The following is a 21,438-nucleotide window of genomic DNA, read 5'->3' on the forward strand; positions in this document are numbered from 1 at the left end:
TCATCCCGCCAACCATGACCATGCTCCGCTCCCGACGCCTGGCCCTGCTTTGCCTGGCCGCCCCGCTCTGGCTTGCCGCGTGCGCCAGCATCACGCCAACGCGCAATTTCGACACCGGCGAATCCGCGCGCAGCGAACACTACTCCGGCCGCTTCGCCGCCAACTACACGCGCTACGGGCGCAGTGAAGGCGTGCAGGGCAGCTTCCGCTGGGAAGAACAGGGCCGCAACGTGCGGCTCGACCTGGTCTCGCCGCTGGGCCAGACCCTGGCCGTGGTCACGAGTACACCTTCGGGCGCCACGCTCGACCTGCCCAACGAAAAGCCGCGCAATGCCCCCGAGGTGGACAGCCTGATGGAACAGGCGCTGGGCTTCTCGCTGCCGGTGTCGGGCATGCGTGACTGGCTTCACGGCCGTCCCGCGCCCGGATCGCAGTCGAAGATCACGCGCGATGCCGATGGCCGCCCGGACACGCTCAGGCAGAACGGCTGGACCGTACGCTATGTGGCCTGGCAGGACACCCCTGAGGGCACCACCGCGCCCTCGACGCAACCGCGCCGCATCGACATGGCGCGCGATGGCAATGAAGCGCCGCTGTCAGTGCGGCTCGTGATCGATCCGGAGACCCGGCAATGACCGCTGGCAACGCCCTGCCCCCCGCCGATCTGCGCAATTGCGCGGCGCCGGCCAAGCTCAACCTGTTCCTGCATGTCACGGGCCGCAGGCCCGACGGCTATCACACGCTGCAGACGGTGTTCCAGCTGATCGACTGGTCGGACACCCTGCACTTCCATCGCCGTGACGATGGCGTGATTGCACGCACCACGGACATTCCCGGTGTACCGGCCGACACCGACCTCGTGGTGCGCGCGGCACGCGCGTTGCAGCAGGCCAGCGGCACGCAATTCGGGGCCGACATCGCCATCGACAAGATCCTGCCGATGGGTGGCGGCATTGGCGGCGGCTCATCCGATGCGGCCACCACGCTGCTGGCGCTGAACCATCTATGGGGCACCAATTTGCCGCGCACGGAACTGATGCGGATTGGCCTGGCGCTGGGTGCGGACGTACCCGTGTTCGTGTTCGGCCAGAATGCATTTGCCGAAGGCGTGGGCGAGGAATTGACGCCGGTCACGCTACCCGACAGCTGGTTCGTGGTCATCCATCCGCGCCAGCATGTACCGACTGCAGCAATTTTTTCGGACGAACGCTTGACAAGGGATTCTCCGATCTCTATAGTTGCGGACTTCGCTGCTTGCACAAACAAATTCGCTTTCGGTCGCAACGACTTGCAAGCGATAGCAACAGCGAAATTCGGTGAAGTTGCCCGAGCCCTTGAATGGTTGAGACAGTACAGTCCACATGCAAGGATGACCGGTTCCGGAGCCTGTGTGTTTGCCCGTTTTGATGACGAGCAGAGTGCGCAGAAGGTGATGGAAAGGTTGCCGTCCGAATGGGATGGCAGGTGTGCGAGAAGTTTGTCGCATCACCCGCTCGAAAGCTTCATCTAAAGGTTTTCGTTTGGCGAAGTACTGAAGTAAAGTTCGGTTCGGCGACAAACGGCAAAGGTTGTGTAGGGGAGTCGCCAAGTTGGTCAAGGCACCGGATTTTGATTCCGGCATTCGAAGGTTCGAATCCTTCTTCCCCTGCCATTACTTCCTATAGTGTCCTTGCGACACGCAGAAATTCGCTACCGGTAGTTGCCGGTAGCGCCAAGCTCCCCCAGCAGCAAGACAGGTGCCCCGAATGAGCGTCGAAGGCTTGATGGTATTTACCGGCAACGCCAACCCTAAACTCGCGGAGGCTGTTGTACAGCACCTCGGCATTCCTCTGGGCAAAGCTCTGGTCGGCCGTTTCTCCGACGGCGAAGTCCAGGTCGAAATCCAGGAAAACGTTCGCGGCAAGCACGTCATCGTGCTGCAGTCCACCTGCGCGCCGACCAACGACAACCTGATGGAACTGATGGTGATGGTCGATGCGCTCAAGCGCGCGTCGGCACGCAGCATTACCGCCGCCATGCCCTACTTCGGCTATGCCCGCCAGGATCGCCGCCCGCGTTCGGCGCGCGTGGCCATCTCGGCCAAGATCGTGGCCAACATGCTGGAAGTAGCCGGTGTCGAGCGCGTCCTGACGATGGACCTGCACGCCGACCAGATCCAGGGCTTCTTCGATATTCCCGTCGACAACATCTACGCATCGCCGGTTCTGCTGGGCGATCTGCGCGAGAAGAACTACGGCGACCTGCTGGTGGTATCGCCGGACGTTGGCGGCGTGGTGCGCGCCCGTGCACTGGCCAAGCAGCTCGACTGCGACCTGGCCATCATCGACAAGCGTCGCCCCAAGGCCAATGTCTCCGAGGTGATGAACATCATCGGTGAAGTGGCCGGCCGTAACTGCGTGATCATGGACGACATGATCGACACCGGCGGCACGCTGTGCAAGGCTGCCCAGGTGCTCAAGGAACGTGGCGCACTGAAGGTGTTCGCCTACTGTACGCACCCGGTGCTGTCGGGTGGTGCCGCTGCACGTATCGCAGCGTCGGCGCTGGACGAAGTGGTGGTCTGCGACACGATCCCGTTGTCCGACGAGGCGCGCCAGTCTGGCAAGATCCGCCAGGTTTCGACCGCCCCGCTGCTGGCCGAGACCTTCACCCGGATCGTGAAGGGCGACTCGATCATGTCGCTGTTTGCCGACGCCTGACCGGGCATAACCGGGCCTTGCGGCTCGGTACTGGCAAATACCTGCTAGAATCTTAGGCTTTACTGCATTGGCTGCCTTTGGGCGGCCAATGTGATTCAAGCGGTACGGTTTTGCATCGTACTGCTTCGTCGAGGCTGTCTGGTCGCGGACAGCCTTCTTCACATCTGGAGTTGAACATGAAAGTTGTAGCTTTCGAACGTAGCGTACAGGGTACGGGTGCGAGCCGCCGCCTGCGCAATTCGGGCAAGACGCCCGGCATCATCTACGGTGGCGCTGCCGAACCGACGATGATCGAACTGGATCACAACGCGCTGTGGCACGCCCTGAAGAAGGAAGCGTTCCACTCGTCGATCCTGGACCTGGAAGTGGCTGGCAAGAGCGAAAAGGCTCTGCTGCGCGCATTCCAGATGCACCCGTTCAAGCCGCTGGTGCTGCACGTTGACTTCCAACGCGTGTCGGCCACGGACAAGATCCACGTGAAGGTGCCGCTGCACTTCATGAACCAGGAAACCGCTCCTGGCGTGAAGCTGGGCCACGGTATCGTCAGCCACATCCTGAACGACCTGGAAGTGTCGTGCCTGCCGGCCGACCTGCCCGAGTTCATCGAAGTGGACCTGGCAAAGGCTGAGCTGAACCAGATCATCCACCTGTCGGACCTGCAACTGCCGAAGGGCGTTACTGCCATCACCCATGGCAACGACAACCCTGCCATCGCCAGCATCACGCTGCCGGCTGGTGCCCAGGCGTCGGAAACCGCCGAAGGCGGCGCAGCTGGCGAAACGCCGGCTGCCTAAAGCAGGCTGCTGATGCCCGGGTGGCCCTGCCACCCTGCGTCGAAAAAACCGCCGGTTCGCCGGCGGTTTTTTTTCGCGGTTCTTTTCGCGTATCCTGTCTCGCCTGAATCGCCTGAATCTATCGCTGTGGAGCTGTCCCAGCGAACCGACTATCGTTTCGAACGCATGATCAAGCTTATCGTCGGCCTCGGCAATCCCGGGGCGGAATACGAGGCCACCCGCCATAACGCCGGATTCTGGCTCGTTGACCAGCTCGCCCGCATGGGCAGCACCACGTTGCGCGTGGAAGGCCGTTTTCACGGCCTGGCGGGCCGCGCACGGCTATGGGACCAGGACGTGTGGCTGCTCAAGCCATCCACGTTCATGAACCGCTCCGGCCTGTCGGTGGTCTCGCTGGCACGCTTCTACAAGATACTGCCCGACGAAATCCTGGTGGCACACGACGAGATGGACCTGCCTTCGGGCTCGGTCAAGCTCAAGCGCGGCGGCGGTTCGGGTGGCCACAATGGGCTCAAGGATATCTCGGCCCATCTGACCACGCAGGACTACTGGCGCCTGCGCATCGGCGTGGGCCACCCGCGCAATGCCCCGGGTGGCACCGCGGGCGGACGCGAGGATGTGGTCAATTTCGTGCTGAAGCCGCCTCGCAAGGAAGAACAACAGGCCATCGACGAAGCCATCGACCGCTGCATGGGGCCGCTGGGCGTGCTGGCACGCGGCGAGAGCGAACGCGCGATGATGGAACTGCATACCGGACGCTAGTTTCCGATAGTCGTCGATATGAAGAAAACCCCGCCAACCTTGCGGTTGTGCGGGGTTTTCTTTTTATTGCATTTGTTTTGTGGGGCCGGAACGAAGCCGCCGGATGTGTCTCCGGCTTCAGGCCGCATGCTTGGCCGCGGTCAGCAGCCGGTAGCGTTGCATCAGCACCTCGTGCGTTTCGACGCGGTTCGGATCCTTCGGAATGCATGCCACAGGGCAAACCTGCTGGCATTGCGGTTCATCGAAGTGGCCGACACACTCGGTGCACTTGTTGGGGTCGATCTCGTAGATCTCGGGCCCCATCGAGATGGCTTCGTTCGGGCACTCGGGTTCACAAACGTCGCAATTGATGCAGTCGTCGGTGATCAGTAGCGCCATGATGATTCCTTCCTGCGACCCGCCCGTGCCCGACTGGCCACGTCGGCGGGATCGAAGGCTCTATTTTATTCCGGTTTGGTCTTCCGGTTTGCCGATCTTGTCGTTGAGCCAGCGCTCGACGGAAGGGAAGACAAACTTGCTGACATCGCCACCCAGTACGGCAATCTCGCGCACGAACGTGCCCGAGATGAACTGGTACTGGTCCGATGGCGTCAGGAACATCGTCTCGACGTCGGGCAGCAGGTAGCGGTTCATGCCGGCCATCTGGAATTCGTACTCGAAGTCGGACACCGCACGCAGGCCACGCACTATTACGCGTGCATTGTTCTTGCGCACGAAATCCTTGAGCAGGCCCGAGAATCCCTCGACCCTGACATTCGGATAGTGGCCCAACACTTCACGGGCAATGCCGATGCGCTCTTCGAGCGAGAAGAACGGGCGCTTGTTGGGGCTGTGCGCCACGCCGACCACGAGTTCGTCGAAGATATTCGACGCACGACGGACGAGATCCTCGTGTCCCCGGGTCATGGGATCAAAAGTACCGGGATAGACGGCGACGACCATGTTTCCTCCTTTGGGGCTGCCCGTTGCCGGCCCGCCAACCTGGGGCCGCTTTCGAATGCATGTTGCGTGACGGGCGTTGGACAATCAACAGCGGCGTAGTGTAACCCCAAATGCGGCATTTGGAATTCCGCCCGAGCGCATTTTTGCGGCAATGCAGCAGACCCGCAAACGCTTGCCGGGCGCGGCAGTCCGCCTGGCAGTCGTCATACGACACCGCCAGCGATTCAGTCGGCGCCGTGACCGGTCCGATGCTGCAGCAGATGAAAGTGCACCGCGCCCGCGCGCGCTTGCCGGACAATTTCCAGCGAGGCCGGTACCGGGGCATCGGCACCGATCAGCGCCTTGTCCGACTCCACATAGACCACCCCACCTGGCCGGGTCAGCCGCGCCGCATGCTCCAGCGCGGGTCCGATCCATTCCTCGGCAAAGGGCGGATCCAGGAACACCACGTCGAAGCTCTCGGCCGGCATCTGGGCGGCCGCCGCAAAGGCATCACTCTGGATGATCCTGATCTGCGAAGCATCGAGCCGGTACTGGTTGTCACGCAACTGGCGCGCCACTCGCGGATTGGCCTCGACCAGCGTGACCGCGGCTGCGCCACGCGATGCCGCTTCGAAGCCCAGCGCTCCAGAGCCCGCAAACAGGTCAAGGCAGGCCAGGCCGGCCAGATCCTGGCCAAGCCAGTTGAACAGGGTCTCGCGCACGCGATCGGGAGTCGGACGCAGACCCTCGGCCTCAAGCACCGGCAGCAGCGAACGTTTCCAGCGGCCGCCGATGATGCGCACCTGCGCGGGCGCCTGGCGGGGAACAGAAGTTCGCCCGCGCGGTGCGGGCGAAGGTCGGGATTGCGAATTCATGCCGTGATTGTAGAGCCTGCCGCGTCCCGGTACAGGTTCGTACTGGCGCGCGGCGTGCCCTGGCCCACGATCAAGCCTGACGCATCACTTTTCCGGACCACCGACAATCACGGTTGCCATGGCATCGGGGTGCACATGGCGCTGGAACGCCGCACGGACCTGATCGCGCGTGACCTTGTTGATCTGCGCGGTCCAGGTGTCGAGATAGTCCAGCGGCAAGCCGTACCAGCCAATATTGGCCACATTGGTCAGCAGCTTGCGGTTACTGTCGATACGCAACGGGAAGCCGTTGATCAGGTTGTCCTTGGCCGCACGCAGTTCGGTATCGGTCGGTCCCTGGGCCACGTACTGGGACACGATCTGCCGTACCAGTGCCAGTGCCTCGTTGGTATTTTCCTTCTTGGTCTGCAGCGTGACGCTGAAGGGGCCCGGCTGCCGCGACGGCGCAAAGTAGCTGTCTACACCGTAGGTGAGTCCGCGCTTCTCCCGCACCTGGTCGGTCAGGCGCGAACTGAAGCCGCCACCGCCCAGCACGTAGTTGCCCACCAGCAGCGCGAAGTAATCGGGATCGCCGCGCGCAATGGCCGGCGCGCCAATGGCCACGCTGGCCTGTTGCGCCGGATGCGGAATCCGCTTCTCGCTGGCCGGGATCGTCATCTGCACGTCAGGCAGCTTGGGCGGCGTGGTGCCCTCAGGCAGGCCGCGCGTCAGGTCCTCGGCAATCTGCTCGGCCTGCTTGCGGTCGATGGCACCAATCAGCGTGATGACCGCACGCTTGGCCGTGTAGTTGTCGCGCCAGAACTTCAGCAGATCGTCCCGTGTGATCGAACCCACCGATTCCGGCGTGGCCGACACGCCATAAGGATGGGTCGGGTAGATGGCCTTGGACAGCGTCTTGTCGGCAATCACGCCGGGGCGCGTGTCACCCTCGCGAATGGCCGTGATCAGGCGTTGCTTCTCGCGTGCGACGACCGCGTCTGGGTACGACGGCGCCTTGATCAGCTGCCCCGCCAGGCGCAGTGACTGCTCACGTTCCGGCGATGCGGTCAGCGTGCGCAAGCCAATGCCACCGCGGTCGCCACCGGCGGCACCGCCAAAATCGGCACCGGTATCGGCAAAGGCGTCGGCAACCTGCGCTTCGTTGCGGGCGGGCTGCCCGTCCTGCGCATTGGCCCCCTTGTCGAGCAGTGCGGCAGTCAAGGTCGCCAGGCCCGACTTGCCGGGCGGGTCGTAACGGCTACCCGCGTCGAAGTCCAGATTCACATCGAGCATCGGGATCGACGGGCTCGGCACGAAAAATACCTTGGCCCCGGTGGACGCAGTCCAGCTCTCGATCGGAATCGCGGCATGGGCAACGGTGCCGGCCAGCAGAGCGGCCGCCCCGCACGCGGCGCCGGCCAGGCGACGCAGCAGGCGTGGGGACGCAATCGTCATGACGGACAAAGACATCGTTGCTCCTTAGTGCCGCAGGCCCTCGGGGGCGGCGGTCTTGGGCTTGTTGGGATCGATCGGCTGCGGCAGCAACGTGGCCACGGTGAGGTTGTCGTCGTTGAAATACTTCGCGGCGACGGCCTGCACCTGCGCGGGCGTGACTTCCTTGATCTTGTCGAGCATGCGGTCGATCTGGCGCCACGAGATGCCGGAGATCTCGGCCACGCCGATCTCCATGCCCTGCCCGAATACCGAATCGCGCTTGTAGATCTGGCCGGCCACGACCTGCGCCTTGACGCGCCTGAGTTCTTCCTCGGACACGCCGTTCTTCGCGATACGCTGCATCTCTTCACGCAGCGCCTTCTCGATTTCATCGGTCGTATGGCCATTGGCCGGCGTGCCGTCGAGTACGAACAGCGATTCGTTGCGATTGATGCTGTCGTAGCCCACGTTGACGTCGTCTGCCAGGCGCTGCTCGCGCACCAGTTCGCGCGTCAGCCGCGCATTGTCATAACCGTTGAGCACGGCGGACAACACCTCCAGCGCATAGGGATCGACGTCTTTCTCGACGTCATGCAGGCGCGGCACCTTGTAGGCCATCACCATGTAGGGGTTTTCGGCCGGGGCCTTGACCCAGATCCGCTTGACGCCCTGCTGCTGCGCCTCGAGCTGGGTCTTGCGCAGCGGCAGCTGGCGCGGCTTGAGCTTGCCGTAGTAGCGCTCGGCCATTGCCCGGACCTCGTCAGCCTTGACGTCGCCGGTCACCACCAGCATTGCATTGTTTGGCACGTACCACGACTTGTACCAGTCCTGCACGTCTTCCACGCGCATGTTGACCAGGTCGTCCATCCAGCCGATCACCGGATGGCGGTACGGCATGGCCGTGTAGACCGTGGCCAGCAGTTGCTCGTAGACCTTGCCGCGCGGAGAGTCGTCGGTACGCAGCCGGCGCTCTTCCATCACCACCTTCATCTCGCGATCGAACTCGTCCTTCTTGATGATGAGGTTGGCCATGCGGTCGGCCTCGAGCTCCATCATCTTGGGCAGGTACTGTTTGGCGATCTGCTGGTAATAGAGCGTGAAGTCGCGATTGGTCAGCGCGTTCTCCCGGCCGCCGAGCAGCGCGATCTGGCGCGAGAATTCGCCCACCGGCACCTTGGGCGTGCCTTTGAACATCATGTGTTCAAGCATGTGGGCCACGCCGGTGGTACCGCTCAGCTCATCGGTGCCGCCGGCACGATAGTAGATCTGGTGCGCCACGGTGGGCGCGCGATGGTCTTCCTTGACGATCACGCGCATGCCGTTCGAGAGGCGGAACTCGGTGGTGCCCGCTTCGGTCTGGCCGATCTTGCCGGCCGTTGCCATGCCCGACGGCGGACCTTGCGGCGTGGTGGCCCTGGCGCTCTCGGGCCCGGACTGCGCCAGCGCGGTACCGGCCAGCGGGCCAGCCAGCGCGGCGATGATCAGGGTGGAAAGCATGCGCCGCGAAAACCGGGCGGCGCCGGCGGGCAGCGAATCGAAGTGGGCGGTTCCCGCTCCGGACAAGTCAGCGCAATGGTTCATGCGACCCCGTCTGCTAGAATTTTGGCGATTGATTCTACCGGGGTATTGACCCCTTTCCCAATGTTTAGTTTCTGGAAGAAGCGCAAGGCCGAGCCGGCTCCGGCGCCCGTCGAGCCGCCGGTTGCCGCGCCCGCACCCGCTCCGGCGCCCATCCCGACGCCGGCCCCCGCTCCCGCACCGCTTCCGGCGCCGGCGCCAGTACCGGTGCCAGTTCCCGTCCCGGTCCCTGTGCCCGTGCCGGTTCCCGTACCAGTCCCTGCCCCGGTACCTGCTCCGGCCCCGGCTCCGATTCCCGTGCCGGTACCGGTGCCCGCCCAGGTGCCACCGCCTCCACCCGCCCCGGTTGCCTATGAACCGCCCGTGGTCGAGGAACTGGAGCTGGTGCCACCCCCCGCGCCCACGGCCGAGGCCAGGCGTGGCTGGATGTCACGGCTGAAGGCTGGCCTGTCCAAGACCAGCCGCAATATTGGCGTGCTGTTCGTGGGCGTGAAGGTTGACGAAGCCCTGTTCGAGGAGCTTGAAACCGCGCTGCTGATGGCCGATGCCGGCGTGGAAGCCACCGAATTCCTGCTTGGCGAACTGCGCCGCCGCGTGAAGAGCGACCGCATCGAAACCGCCGAAGGCGTGAAGGCGGCGCTCAAGGATTTGCTGGTCCATCTGCTCAAGCCGCTCGAAAAGACGATGGAACTGGGCCGCGAACAGCCGCTGGTGATGATGATTGCCGGCGTCAACGGGGCGGGCAAGACCACCAGCATCGGCAAGCTCTGCAAGCATTTCCAGTCGTATCACCAGTCGGTGCTGCTGGCCGCCGGCGATACGTTCCGCGCCGCCGCGCGCGAGCAGTTGACGATCTGGGGCGAGCGCAACAACGTGACCGTGGTGGCCCAGGAAAGCGGCGACCCCGCAGCGGTGATCTTCGACGCCGTGAACGCCGCGCGCGCACGCAAGGTCGATATCGTGATGGCCGACACCGCGGGACGCCTGCCCACGCAGTTGCACCTGATGGAAGAACTCAAGAAGGTCAAGCGCGTGATCGCCAAGGCCATGCCCACGGCACCGCACGAATGCCTGCTGGTGATCGATGCCAATACCGGCCAGAACGCACTGGCGCAGACGCGGGCTTTCGATGATGCGCTGGGGCTGACCGGCCTGATCGTGACCAAGCTCGACGGCACGGCCAAGGGCGGCATCCTGGCCGCCATCGCGCGTCAGCGCCCGGTGCCGGTCTACTTCATCGGCGTGGGCGAAAAGGTGGAAGACCTGCAGCCCTTCAAGGCCGAGGATTTCGCCGAAGCATTGCTCGGCTGAGATCGTTTCCTAGTGTTTGCTCCCCTCTCCCGCCTTGCGGGAGAGGGGAGAACACCTCCGCTATTCGCTATCCGGCTGCGCGGCAGGCGCCGCGTCCCGGAACGCATCGAGCTCCATGCAGGCTGCATGGATCCGTGCAATCGCCGGGAAGCGATCCAGGTCGACGTTAAAACGCTGCGCGTTGAACACCTGAGGCACCAGGCACAGGTCGATCAGCGTTGGCGTATCGCCATACGCGTAGCGGCCCACGCGGCCCAGTTGCGCCAGGTTGGCTTCCAGCGATGCGAAGCCCTGCTCGATCCAGTGCCGGTACCACGCGTCCTTGGCCTCTTCCGCAACCTTGAGCTCGTGCTTGAGATACTTGAGCACGCGCAGGTTGTTGAGTGGATGGATCTCGCAGGCGATCTCCTGTGCCAGGCCGCGCACGACGGCACGCTCGAACGCGTCCTTTGGCAGCAGCGCCGGTTCCGGATGCGTTTCGTCCAGGTACTCGATGATGGCCATCGACTGGATCAGCGGCTTGCCGTCAACTACCAGCGTCGGCACCACGCCATCGGCATTGAGTGCGCGATACTCGGGCTTCAGCTGCATGCCGCCTTCCTTGAGCAGATGCACGCCCTTGTAGTCGTAGGGCAGTCCCTTGAGATTCAGGGCGATGCGCACGCGGAACGAGGCCGAGCTGCGGAAGTAGCTGTAGAGCTCGAGCATCGGATCACACCACCTTGACGGTCAGGTCGCCCACGCCAGCGATATGGCATTGCATGACGTCACCCTTGACCACCGGGCCCACGCCTTCGGGCGTGCCGCTGTAGATCAGGTCGCCCGGCTGCAGTTCGAACAGCTTCGACAGGTACGAGACCATTTCCGGCACCGACCAGATCAGGTCCGACAGGTCGCCGCGCTGCTTTTCCACGCCATTCACGGCCAGCGTCACGTCACCTTTTTCGGGATGGCCGATGGCCGACACCGGCACGATCGGGCCGATCGGCGCGGACTTGTCGAAAGCCTTGCCGGTTTCCCAGGGACGACCGGTCTTCTTCGATTCGTTCTGCAGGTCGCGGCGCGTCATGTCCAGGCCGATTGCATAGCCGAAGACGTGGCTGGCGGCCTGCTCGACCGGAATGTCCTTGCCACCCTTGCCAATGGCCACGACCAGCTCGACTTCGTAGTGGCAGTTGCCGGTGCCCGGCGGATACGGAAACGTGCCCTCGGCGTTGTCGGCCACATAGCTGACCGCGTCGGAAGGCTTGCAGAAGAAGAACGGCGGTTCGCGATCGGGGTCCGAGCCCATTTCACGCGCGTGCGCGGCATAGTTGCGACCCACACAATAAACCCGGCGCACCGGGAAGCTTGCACTGCTGCCTCGCACCGGAACGCCGACGGGGGCTTGCGGGGCGAATACGAACTCGGTCATCCAACTCTCCTGCTTGCTCTTTCTCTTTTGATGGAATGCCTCGCCGGTGCATTCGGTCAACCGGCATGGCAGTCGCACAGCATACACCCGGCGTACCGCGGCATACAGTGGCCACCGCCCGGCACGTCGCAGGTGCATTGCACAACAGTGGCGCCCGGCGCGGTTTCGCCCACGCACGGTTCCGGAGAAATTGCCGGGCAAAACCAGGTTCCCAAGGCGCAATCCGCCGCGCCGCAGCCCGATGGCGCACCGCAACAAGCTGGCACGGCGTTTGCGTTATCGATGGCACGGCCAATGACGGCCGCGCAGTCTCCGGCAATACCCACAATTTGTGTGCACGCGATCGCTCACGGTCGCGCGGCATCGGACAACGGCGTCCTGCACTGCACCCCCGATTTCTGGCGAAGGCGGGGCTGCGGTCAGGGCGCCTTTTTTCTTTCGGAGCCATCGCAATGCCCTCTCGCCTCAAAGATGCCAAGCCCCCGCGTGCCGCCAGCGTTGTCGACCAGGCTGCGCCCGCCAGCCACACACGCCGCCGCGTGCTGGCCACCATCGCCGGCGCCGGCGTGATGACGCTGGTCGACCCGCTGGTACGCAGCGGTGCCTGGGCAGCCGGCTCCGATGCACCGGAAAAAACCGAGGTCAAGATCGGCTTCATCCCGCTCACCGACTGCGCATCGGTGGTCATGGCATCGACGCTGGGGCTCGACAAGAAGTACGGCATCAAGATCACGCCCAGCAAGGAAGCGTCGTGGGCGGCCGTGCGCGACAAGCTCGTCAATGGCGAACTGGACGCCGCGCACGTGCTGTATGGCTTGATCTATGGCGTGCAGCTCGGCGTCAGCGGCCCCAAGAAGGACATGGCCGTGCTGATGAACCTGAACCACAACGGCCAGGCCATCACGCTGTCGTCGAAGCTCGCGGAAAAGGGCGTCAAGGACGGGGCCAGCCTCAAGGCGCTGATGGCGAAGGAAAAGCGCGACTATGTATTCGCGCAGACCTTCCCCACCGGCACGCACGCGATGTGGCTGTACTACTGGCTGGCGGCCAATGGCATCAATCCGCTGCAGGATGCCAAGGCCATTACCGTGCCGCCGCCGCAGATGGTGGCCAATATGCGCGTGGGCAATATGGATGGCTTCTGCGTGGGTGAGCCGTGGGGCGCACGCGCCATTGCCGACAAGATCGGCTTCACGGCCGAGACCACGCAGTCGATCTGGAAGGATCACCCGGAAAAGACGCTCGGTACCACGGCCGAGTTCGTGCAGAAGAACCCCAACACCGCGCGCGCAATGGTGGCCGCGATCCTCGACGCGTCGAAGTACATTGATGCGTCGGCATCGAACCGCCGCAAGACCGCCGAGACGATTGCCGCGAAGTCCTATGTCAACACCGATATGGACATCATCCTGGACCGCATGCTGGGCCGCTACAGCAATGGCCTGGGCAAGACCTGGGATGACCCCGATGCCATGAAGTTCTACCAGGATGGCGCGGCGAACTATCCGTTCCTGTCGGACGGCATGTGGTTCCTGACCCAGCACAAGCGCTGGGGCCTGCTCAAGGAGCATCCGGACTACCTGGCCGTGGCCAAACAGGTGAACCGCATCGATATCTACAAGCAGGCCGCCAGCGCCGCGCAGGTGCCGCTGCCCAAGAGCGATTTCCGTACCGCCAAACTGATCGACGGCGTGACATGGGATGCGACCAAGGACCCGAAGGCCTATGCCGACGGATTCCGGATCAAGGCCTGATGTTTCATCACTGATCTCCCGATCCCCCGTGGTTCCTCTTTCCAGGAGCTTGCCGTGAATGCCATCGCCCCAACCTCATCCGAAGGTGCCGCCATGAGCGCGGATGCCGTCGACACCGATATCAAGGAACAGACCCGCCGCCGGGCGCTGGAGCTGGCCGCACAGGAACGGCAGGCCGCACGGCGCGACGCGCTGGCCGGCTTCGTGCTCAAGTGCGTACCGCCGCTGGTGGGTTTCGTGCTGTTCCTGCTGGTGTGGCATGGCATCGCCACACTGATCCCGGCATTGCCCACGCCTGGCGCCACATGGAATGCGGCGGTGCCGCTATTCTCCGATCCGTTCTATCGCAACGGACCGAACGACCAGGGTATTGGCTGGAACGTGCTGGCGTCACTGGCACGCGTGGCGGCGGGCTTCGGCATGGCCGCGGTGATCGGCATTCCGGCCGGCTTCCTGCTGGGACGCTTCGCGTTCCTGAACGCCATGGCCGCGCCCGTCATCAGCCTGCTGCGGCCGGTGTCGCCACTGGCATGGCTGCCGATCGGGCTGCTGCTGTTCAAGGCCGCAAACCCGGCCGCGATCTGGGCCATCTTCATCTGCTCGATCTGGCCCATGATCATCAACACGGCCGTGGGCGTGACGCGCGTGCCGCAAGACTACCTGAACGTGGCCCGCGTGCTGGACCTGTCCGAATGGAAGATCTTCCGGCGCGTGCTGTTCCCGGCCGTGCTGCCGTACATGCTGACCGGCGTGCGCCTGTCGATCGGCACTGCATGGCTGGTGATCGTGGCGGCGGAAATGCTGACCGGCGGCACCGGTATCGGTTTCTGGCTCTGGGACGAGTGGAACAACCTCAAGGTTGAGCATATCGTCATCGCGATCTTCATCATCGGCGTGGTCGGCCTGGTGCTCGAGCACCTGCTGCTGGCACTGGCGCGCCGCTTCAGCTACGGCAATTCCTGAGCGGGATGCACATCATGGAAAAATTCGTCAGCATCGAAAACGTCGGCCAGACGTTCAAGACGCGCAAGGGTCCGTTCGTGGCGCTGCGCGATATCAACCTGTCGATCGCCGAAGGCGAGTTCATTACGCTGATCGGGCACTCCGGTTGCGGCAAATCCACGCTGCTGAACCTGATTGCCGGGTTGACCACACCCACCACCGGTGCGCTGATCTGCGCCGGGCGCGAGATCGCGGGGCCCGGTCCCGAACGTGCCGTGGTATTCCAGAATCATTCGCTGCTGCCGTGGCTGACGTGCTTCGAGAACGTCTACCTGGGCGTGGAACGCGTGTTCAGCAGCACCGAGAGCAAGGCGCAACTGAAGGCCCGCACGCACGACACGCTGGCGCTGGTGGGCCTCACGCACGCCGAGGCAAAGTATCCGCATGAGATCTCGGGTGGCATGAAGCAGCGCGTGGGCATTGCCCGTGCGCTGGCGATGCAACCGAAGGTGCTGCTGATGGACGAACCGTTCGGCGCGCTCGACGCGTTGACGCGTGCGCACCTGCAGGACGAACTGATCAAGATCGTGGCCCGCACGAAAAGCACTGTGGTGATGGTCACCCACGACGTCGACGAAGCCGTGCTGCTGGCGGATCGCATCGTCATGATGACCAACGGTCCCGCCGCCACCATCGGCGAGATCCTGCAGGTCGGGATCGCACGGCCACGCGACCGCGTGGCACTGGCCGACGACCAGAACTACCATGCCTGCCGCACGGCGGTGCTGGACTTCCTGTACCGCAAGCAGCGCAACCCGGCACTGCAGGAAGCCGCCTGACACACTCCACGCACGGAATCGTGGGCTATCATGAACGCCAACCCCACGATTCCAGCAGCATCATGACCTCCGCATCCTCCACGCCATTCTCGGCGGCAAAGTACATCAAGGAAATCGGACGCGGCGTCAATGGCGCCCGCGCGCTGCCGCGTGAAGACGCCCAGGCGCTGTTCGACGCCATGCTGGCCGGCCATGTTTCCGATATCGAGATGGGCGCCGTGCTGATGGCGTATCGCATCAAGGGCGAGGCGCCGCACGAACTCGCCGGCATGCTGGAAGCCGCGCATCGGCATTGCCAGCCGCTGGCCGCGCCGCCGGACCAGCCCGTGGTGGTGATTCCGAGCTACAACGGCGCCCGCAAGCAACCGAACCTGGTGCCGCTGCTGGCCATGCTGCTGGCGCGCGATGGCGTGCCGACACTGGTGCACGGCACGCGCACATTCCAGGGCCGCGTGACCAGCCTGGCATTGTTCGAAGCGCTGGGCGTGCCGCTGTGCACCACCACGGCGCTTGCACAGGATCAACTGCGCGCGGCATCGAACCCGCTGGCGGTGTTGCCGATCGACGTGCTGTCACCGGCGCTGTCGACGCTGCTCGACAAGCGCTCGATCATCGGCCTGCGCAACTCGTCGCATACGATCGTCAAGATGCTGCAACCGGTAGGCGAGCATACACCCGCCGAAGCACTGCGGCTCTACAGCTACACGCACCCTGAATACCGTGAGACGCTGACCGATTATTTCTCGCACGAGCCGGCCAACGTACTGCTGGGCCGCGGCACCGAGGGCGAAGTCGTGGCCGATGCGCGCCGCAGCACCCGGATCGACTGGCTCCACGACGGGCATCAGCACACGCCGGTGGATCCCGTGGGCGGCTCGATCGGCGAAGTGCCGGACCTGCCTGCCGGTACCGACGTGGCCGCAACCGCGGCCTGGATCCGTCAGGTGCTCGATGGCACGGTGCCGCTGCCCGCGCCGATCGCAACCCAGATCGCCACCATCAAGGATTGCCTGAAGCAGGCCACCCGGGTGGCCTGGGCCAACCCGGTCTGAACTGCCGGCGGCGCACGCCCTAGCGCCGCGTCGGCAGCGGAATGCGCTCCGTTTCACCCGGCACATGGGGGAAACGGTCGTCCTGCCAGCGCTGGCTGGCTTCCTCGATGGCCTCCTTGCTGCTGGCTACGAAGTTCCAGAAGATGAAGCGGCGGCCATCGGTGGGATCTCCTCCCAGCAGCATCACGCGCGACGGCATGGTGGCCGTCAGGGTCACCGCCTCGCCCGGCGTGAGCACCACCAGGTGCTCGGCCGGCAGCGTCTCGCCATCGAGTTCCAGGTTGCCTTCGACCGGATACACGCCACGCTGGACATGCTCGGGCGGAATCACCAGGCTGGCGCCCGCCTCCATCTCAATGGCCACATAGAGTGTGCGGCTGTACACCCGGACCGGCGACTCTGCACCGAAGGCATCGCCAGCGATCACGGTCATCCGCACGCCGGGCAATTCCAGCTTGGGCAGGGTGGCGCCGGGATGGTGATGGAACGATGGCGGATCGTTCTCATGCGGCTTGGGCAGCGCCACCCAGGTCTGGATGCCGTGCAGGCGCGGCCCGGCCTGCCGCGCGGCGTCGGGCGAGCGCTCCGAGTGGGTAATGCCGGTGCCCGCGGTCATCCAGTTCACGTCGCCGGGACGAATCACCTGCTCGCTGCCCAGGCTGTCGCGGTGCATGATCTCGCCCTCGAACAGATAGGTCACCGTGGCCAGGCCGATATGCGGATGCGGGCGCACATCCATGCCCTGCCCCGGCGCCATTTCCACCGGACCCATGTGATCGAAGAAGATGAACGGCCCGACCGTCTGGGTTGTGGCGGCAGGCAGCAGGCGGCGTACTGTGAACTCGCCGATATCCCGCACGTGCGGCTTCAGCAAGTGTTCGATAGCAGACATGAAAGACACTCCGGGAGATGGTGCAATGCGGCTGAAAAACAACTTCAGTGTAGCGAATCCTGCAATTCATCATCCCAATTTCGTGATGGATTCGTGTGAAACCGATTGACTCCGCGCCCCTCTAATCTTTCTGTTGACCGCGCGCGACCCGCCAGCCCTTGTGGCGTGGGAGCTAGGCGGAATCAACGGTGCCGGATCAGACTATTCAAAAATAGATTCTGATGAGTTGGAACTATCAACCCTATAGGTCTTCTAACTTAGCACTCGTCCGGTTCGAGTGCTAATATGCGTTGCAGTGCGGTGTCCTGTCAGGACACACCGGCAACCCACCGCCGGATGCGAAAGGAGTCATAGTGAACGCAGTCCTGTCTGCCGATCAAACCCAAGTTTCCCGCCGTCTGCCGACGGCGCCCCAGAACGCTGCCGCGAACAGTTTCGCGCTGACGTTTCCTGGCACGCTGGGCAATCTGGAAAGCTATATCCAGGCGGTCCACCGTATCCCGATGCTCACCCCCGAGGAAGAGCAGCGGCTGGCGCGCGACCTGCGCGATACCGATTCCGTCGATGCCGCGCGTCGCATGGTGCTGTCCCACCTGCGCCTGGTGGTGTCGATTGCCCGCCAGTACCTGGGCTATGGCCTGCCGCATGCAGACCTGATCCAGGAGGGCAATATCGGCCTGATGAAGGCCGTGAAGCGCTTCGACCCGGATCAGGGTGTGCGGCTGGTGTCGTACGCAATGCACTGGATCAAGGCTGAAATCCACGAATACGTGCTGAAGAACTGGCGCATGGTCAAGGTGGCTACCACCAAGGCCCAGCGCAAGCTGTTCTTCAACCTGCGCAGCCACAAGCAGGGTTCGCATGCCTTCACCCCGGAGCAGATCGAAGCCGTTGCGCGCGAGCTCAACGTCAAGCCCGAGGAAGTGATGGAAATGGAAACCCGCATGTCGGGTGGCGACATGGCGCTGGAAGGACAGGTCGACGATGGCGAGGAAGAGTTCGCCCCGATCGCCTACCTGGCTGACAACCATAACGAGCCTACCAAGGTACTCGAGGCCAAGCGCCAGGACCGTCTGCAGGTCGAAGGCCTGGAAGAGGCCCTGACGAAGCTCGACCCGCGTAGCCGCCGCATCATCGAGGCGCGCTGGCTCGATGTGAACGACGACGGCTCGGGTGGTTCCACGCTGCATGAGCTGGCCGACGAGTTTGGTGTTTCCGCCGAGCGGATCCGCCAGATCGAGACCGCCGCGATGAAGAAGATGAAAGGTGCGCTGGCGGCATTCGCCTGATCCACGCACACTCGCAGTCATGCAAAAGGCCGGTCCACTGGACCGGCCTTTTTGTTTGCCCGGGCGATTAGGCGATTGGGCGATTGGCGTTGCCGGAGTATCAGGACATCAGCGCCTTCAGGTCATGCGCGATCGGTTCCGGCCCCTGGCCGTGCCGGATGAACAGGCGCAGCTGGCCTTTGCCATCGAACACATAGCTGCCGGCGGAGTGATCCATCGTGTAGTTGTTCGGCGACGAGCCGGGCACCTTGGCGTAGTAGACCTTGAAGTCCTTGGTCACCTGCTTGAGCGCGGCCTCGTCGGCCGGGCGCAGGCCCAGGAAACGCGCATCGAACGCCGGTACGTACTGGGCCATCAGCGCCGCGGTGTCACGCTCCGGATCCACCGTGACGAACAGCACCTGCACCTTGTCGGCATCGGGGCCCAGCTGCTCCATGACCTGCTTGAGCTCGACCATCGTGGTCGGGCAGACATCGGGGCAATGGGTATAGCCGAAGAACATCAGCACCACCTTGCCCTTGAAATCGCCGAGCGTGCGGGTCTTGCCCGCGGGATCTTGCAGCGCGAAGTCCTTGCCGAATTCGGTGGCACCCGAGATATCGACGTTCTTGAACGACGGTTTCGGCTGGCCGCAGGCCGCCAGCAGGGCCGTACACAGTGCGAGCAGGCAGAGGCGACGCAATGGGGTCAGAAGCGGGGCCAGGAAGCCTTGGGCGAGATTCGGCATACGCGAAGTGACGGATTGGGAGGTAGGCCCGAAAGTATCGCCGATCACGTCGAAGGTGGCTTCCGGGCGCGGCAAGATGCCGCAGGCGTATCAGACCTGCGGCACGAACTTGAAGTAGTGGTCGACCAGCAGCGCGGCAAACAGCAGCGACAGGTACAGGATCGAATAGCGGAAGGTCCGCTGGGCCAGTTGGTCCGAGTAGTTGCGGAACAGCTTCCAGGCGTAGCCCAGGAACACCAGCCCCAGCCCCAGCGCGGCGGCCAGGTAGATGTAGCCGCTCATGCCGTAGACGAACGGCAGCAGCGTAGCGGCGATCATCACCAGCGTGTACAGCAGGATATGCAGCAGCGTGTAGCGCTCGCCATGCGTGATGGGCAGCATCGGCAGGCCGGACTTGGCATAGTCGGCACGTCGATACAGCGCCAGCGCCCAGAAGTGCGGCGGGGTCCACGTGAAGATGATCAGCACCAGGAACCAGGCCTCGGCCGGCACGGTGCCGGCCACGGCGGCCCAACCCAGCGCGGGCGGCATGGCGCCGGACAGGCCACCGATCACGATGTTCTGCGGCGTGGCCGGCTTGAGCAGGATCGTGTAGACCACCGCATAGCCGAGGAACGTGGCAAACGTCAGCCACATGGTCAGGTCGTTGGCGAAGACATGCAGCAGCCACATGCCCGCACCGCCGAGGATGGCCGAGAAGACCAGCGTCTGCGCGGTGGTGATCTCGCCGGTGGCCGACGGGCGCCATGCGGTGCGGCGCATCAGCGCATCGATCTTCTGTTCCACCAGGCAGTTGATGGCAAAGGCCGCGCCGGCCAGCAGCCAGATGCCGGCGGCACCGCCGATCAGTACGGACCACGGCACCATGCCCGGCGTGGCCAGGAACATGCCGATGATGGCGCAGAACACCGCCAGTTGCGTGACGCGCGGCTTGGTCAGTGCTGCGTATTGGCGGGCCAGATGGCGTAATCGGCCCACGGAAGACCGGGGGTGGGCGGCGGTAGCGGAAACGGCGGGGGGCATCTTGTCCTTCATGTGGCGCGCGCCGCAATTGCGGAATGGGCGGCGGCGCCGGCGGAACGGGTCGCGAGGCCGATATTGTAGTTGAGACGGAGCAACAGCATCAGCAACAGGGCTGCTCCGCCGTTATGAGCCACGGCCGCAACCAGCGGCCAGTCGAACACGATGTTCGACATGCCGGTGGCCAGTTGCAGCGCCAGCACCGCCAGCAGCCACTTGCCATGGCGCGCCAGGCCTTCCAGCTTGCGGGCCTGCAGTCCGAACCAGAGCAGGTAGCCCAGCACCACGAATGCAAAGCCACGATGGACCCAGTGGATCGCCACCAGCGCCGCGTGTGGAATGTAGTCGCCGTCAGCGGTCATGCCGAGCTGGCGCCACAGCGTGAAGCCGTGGCGGAAGTCCATCTCGGGCACCACTTGCCCGTTGCAGAGCGGGAAGTCGGTACAGGCCAGCACCGCGTAGTTGGTACTGACCCATCCACCGAGGAAGATCTGGATCACCAGCAGCACGATGGCGACCAGTCCGGCCCAGCGCAGCGACGCGGCCTGGGGCGCCACCACGTGCGGCGGATCATTGCGCGAGCCAAGCCAGATCAGCGACGCCAGCAGCGCCATGGCCAGCAACAGGTGCGTGACCACGATGATCGGCTGCAGCTTCATGGTCACGGTCAGCATGCCGAATGCACCCTGCACGCAGACCAGCACGAATACCCCGGTGGCAAACCACGGGGATTGCTTCAAATCGCGCCGCCTGACCCAGGCCAGCACCATCAGCGAAATGATCAGCACGCCCACCGCCATCGCGAAATAGCGATGGATCATTTCGATCCAGGCCTTCATCAGCGTCACCGGGCCGCTTGGCAGCGCCGTCTCCGCCGCGCGGATCGGCTCCATTGCCGCATGCGGGTTCGAATGGCCGTAGCAACCGGGCCAGTCCGGACAACCGAGGCCCGAGTCGGTCAACCGCGTAAAGCTGCCGAACATGATCAGATCCAGCGTCAGGAACGCCGTGATCCACACGAGCTTGCGGTATTTGTCACGGCTGCCGCGCACCATCACATAGGACAGCGGCAGCAGGGCGATCAGGATGCCAATAATGGCGAGCTGGAGCAGCATTTCGGAACAGCCGGTAATTCAGTTATTCGGTTCTTCAG

The 21,438-nt window shown here is 64.0% G+C and carries 22 protein-coding genes and 1 tRNA gene; 12 read left to right on the forward strand and 11 right to left on the reverse strand.

Features of this window, described 5'->3' with window-relative positions; genetic code table 11:
- Positions 1-14 precede the first annotated feature (14 nt).
- The 6 genes from lolB to pth all read left to right on the forward strand — a co-directional run bounded on the left by lolB (position 15) and on the right by pth (position 4,255).
- A complete protein-coding gene (lolB, locus tag ACO550_RS01315; RefSeq protein WP_485993988.1) occupies positions 15-635 on the forward strand; it encodes a lipoprotein insertase outer membrane protein LolB in 621 nt (206 codons plus the stop codon).
- Positions 632-1,510, forward strand: coding sequence for a 4-(cytidine 5'-diphospho)-2-C-methyl-D-erythritol kinase (gene ispE / locus ACO550_RS01320; RefSeq protein WP_315598535.1), 879 nt, complete (start codon positions 632-634; stop codon positions 1,508-1,510). The genes lolB and ispE overlap by 4 nt, the downstream gene beginning before the upstream one ends.
- 64 nt (positions 1,511-1,574) lie before the next feature.
- Positions 1,575-1,651 (forward strand) — tRNA-Gln (locus ACO550_RS01325).
- Between the two features lie 94 nt (positions 1,652-1,745).
- Positions 1,746-2,699, forward strand: coding sequence for a ribose-phosphate pyrophosphokinase (locus ACO550_RS01330; protein ID WP_061957223.1), 954 nt, complete (start codon positions 1,746-1,748; stop codon positions 2,697-2,699).
- A 176-nt stretch (positions 2,700-2,875) separates the two neighbouring features.
- Positions 2,876-3,493, forward strand: a complete 618-nt coding sequence (locus tag ACO550_RS01335; RefSeq protein WP_315598534.1) for a 50S ribosomal protein L25/general stress protein Ctc — start codon at positions 2,876-2,878, stop codon at positions 3,491-3,493.
- A gap of 165 nt (positions 3,494-3,658) precedes the next feature.
- Positions 3,659-4,255: an aminoacyl-tRNA hydrolase gene (gene pth, locus ACO550_RS01340; protein ID WP_315598533.1), complete on the forward strand. Its 597-nt coding sequence runs from the start codon at positions 3,659-3,661 to the stop codon at positions 4,253-4,255.
- 117 nt (positions 4,256-4,372) lie between these two features.
- On the opposite strand, the gene ACO550_RS01345 is transcribed toward pth, so the two are convergent.
- From ACO550_RS01345 to ACO550_RS01365, 5 genes are all read right to left on the reverse strand, one after another.
- The gene (locus ACO550_RS01345; RefSeq protein ID WP_011296529.1) at positions 4,373-4,633 is read right to left on the reverse strand and encodes a YfhL family 4Fe-4S dicluster ferredoxin; all 261 of its coding nucleotides are present in this window, start codon (positions 4,631-4,633) and stop codon (positions 4,373-4,375) included.
- A gap of 60 nt (positions 4,634-4,693) precedes the next feature.
- The gene (coaD, locus tag ACO550_RS01350) at positions 4,694-5,197 is read right to left on the reverse strand and encodes a pantetheine-phosphate adenylyltransferase (RefSeq protein ID WP_315598532.1); all 504 of its coding nucleotides are present in this window, start codon (positions 5,195-5,197) and stop codon (positions 4,694-4,696) included.
- Positions 5,198-5,421: 224 nt separating this feature from the next.
- A complete protein-coding gene (rsmD, locus tag ACO550_RS01355; protein WP_315598531.1) occupies positions 5,422-6,054 on the reverse strand; it encodes a 16S rRNA (guanine(966)-N(2))-methyltransferase RsmD in 633 nt (210 codons plus the stop codon).
- Positions 6,055-6,138: 84 nt separating this feature from the next.
- The gene (locus tag ACO550_RS01360) at positions 6,139-7,503 is read right to left on the reverse strand and encodes an insulinase family protein (protein WP_315598530.1); all 1,365 of its coding nucleotides are present in this window, start codon (positions 7,501-7,503) and stop codon (positions 6,139-6,141) included.
- Positions 7,504-7,512: 9 nt separating this feature from the next.
- On the reverse strand, positions 7,513-9,048 hold the full coding sequence (locus tag ACO550_RS01365; protein ID WP_315598529.1) for an insulinase family protein: 1,536 nt from the start codon (positions 9,046-9,048) through the stop codon (positions 7,513-7,515).
- A gap of 60 nt (positions 9,049-9,108) precedes the next feature.
- On the opposite strand from ACO550_RS01365, the gene ftsY reads away from it, so the two are divergent.
- Positions 9,109-10,356, forward strand: a complete 1,248-nt coding sequence (ftsY, locus tag ACO550_RS01370) for a signal recognition particle-docking protein FtsY (protein ID WP_315598528.1) — start codon at positions 9,109-9,111, stop codon at positions 10,354-10,356.
- Positions 10,357-10,416: 60 nt separating this feature from the next.
- Here ftsY and maiA read toward each other — a convergent pair whose 3' ends face one another.
- Both maiA and ACO550_RS01380 read right to left on the reverse strand, forming a co-directional pair.
- On the reverse strand, positions 10,417-11,064 hold the full coding sequence (gene maiA / locus ACO550_RS01375) for a maleylacetoacetate isomerase (protein ID WP_315598527.1): 648 nt from the start codon (positions 11,062-11,064) through the stop codon (positions 10,417-10,419).
- A 4-nt stretch (positions 11,065-11,068) separates the two neighbouring features.
- Positions 11,069-11,770 (reverse strand): fumarylacetoacetate hydrolase family protein, encoded by a 702-nt coding sequence (locus tag ACO550_RS01380; RefSeq protein WP_315598526.1) that lies wholly within the window; start codon positions 11,768-11,770, stop codon positions 11,069-11,071.
- 452 nt (positions 11,771-12,222) lie between these two features.
- On the opposite strand from ACO550_RS01380, the gene ACO550_RS01385 reads away from it, so the two are divergent.
- The 4 genes from ACO550_RS01385 to ybiB all read left to right on the forward strand — a co-directional run bounded on the left by ACO550_RS01385 (position 12,223) and on the right by ybiB (position 16,357).
- Positions 12,223-13,524 carry an ABC transporter substrate-binding protein gene (locus ACO550_RS01385; RefSeq protein ID WP_315598525.1) on the forward strand — a complete coding sequence of 434 codons (1,302 nt, stop codon included), beginning with the start codon at positions 12,223-12,225 and terminating at the stop codon, positions 13,522-13,524.
- Between the two features lie 54 nt (positions 13,525-13,578).
- Entirely contained in the window at positions 13,579-14,487 is a 909-nt protein-coding gene (gene ntrB, locus ACO550_RS01390; protein ID WP_315598524.1) for a nitrate ABC transporter permease, read from the forward strand.
- 14 nt (positions 14,488-14,501) lie between these two features.
- Positions 14,502-15,305, forward strand: a complete 804-nt coding sequence (locus ACO550_RS01395; protein ID WP_315598523.1) for an ABC transporter ATP-binding protein — start codon at positions 14,502-14,504, stop codon at positions 15,303-15,305.
- Between the two features lie 62 nt (positions 15,306-15,367).
- Positions 15,368-16,357, forward strand: a complete 990-nt coding sequence (ybiB, locus tag ACO550_RS01400) for a DNA-binding protein YbiB (protein WP_315598522.1) — start codon at positions 15,368-15,370, stop codon at positions 16,355-16,357.
- Between the two features lie 19 nt (positions 16,358-16,376).
- On the opposite strand, the gene ACO550_RS01405 is transcribed toward ybiB, so the two are convergent.
- Positions 16,377-17,249, reverse strand: a complete 873-nt coding sequence (locus ACO550_RS01405; protein ID WP_315598521.1) for a pirin family protein — start codon at positions 17,247-17,249, stop codon at positions 16,377-16,379.
- A 353-nt stretch (positions 17,250-17,602) separates the two neighbouring features.
- On the opposite strand from ACO550_RS01405, the gene rpoH reads away from it, so the two are divergent.
- Positions 17,603-18,538, forward strand: coding sequence for an RNA polymerase sigma factor RpoH (rpoH, locus tag ACO550_RS01410; RefSeq protein ID WP_485993997.1), 936 nt, complete (start codon positions 17,603-17,605; stop codon positions 18,536-18,538).
- A 100-nt stretch (positions 18,539-18,638) separates the two neighbouring features.
- On the opposite strand, the gene ACO550_RS01415 is transcribed toward rpoH, so the two are convergent.
- From ACO550_RS01415 to ACO550_RS01425, 3 genes are all read right to left on the reverse strand, one after another.
- Positions 18,639-19,265 carry an SCO family protein gene (locus tag ACO550_RS01415; protein WP_315598520.1) on the reverse strand — a complete coding sequence of 209 codons (627 nt, stop codon included), beginning with the start codon at positions 19,263-19,265 and terminating at the stop codon, positions 18,639-18,641.
- A 90-nt stretch (positions 19,266-19,355) separates the two neighbouring features.
- Entirely contained in the window at positions 19,356-20,288 is a 933-nt protein-coding gene (cyoE, locus tag ACO550_RS01420; protein ID WP_485994164.1) for a heme o synthase, read from the reverse strand.
- A gap of 8 nt (positions 20,289-20,296) precedes the next feature.
- The gene (locus ACO550_RS01425) at positions 20,297-21,400 is read right to left on the reverse strand and encodes a COX15/CtaA family protein (protein WP_315597619.1); all 1,104 of its coding nucleotides are present in this window, start codon (positions 21,398-21,400) and stop codon (positions 20,297-20,299) included.
- Between the last annotated feature and the right edge of the window lie 38 nt (positions 21,401-21,438).

This window comes from Cupriavidus sp. (genome assembly GCF_057315035.1).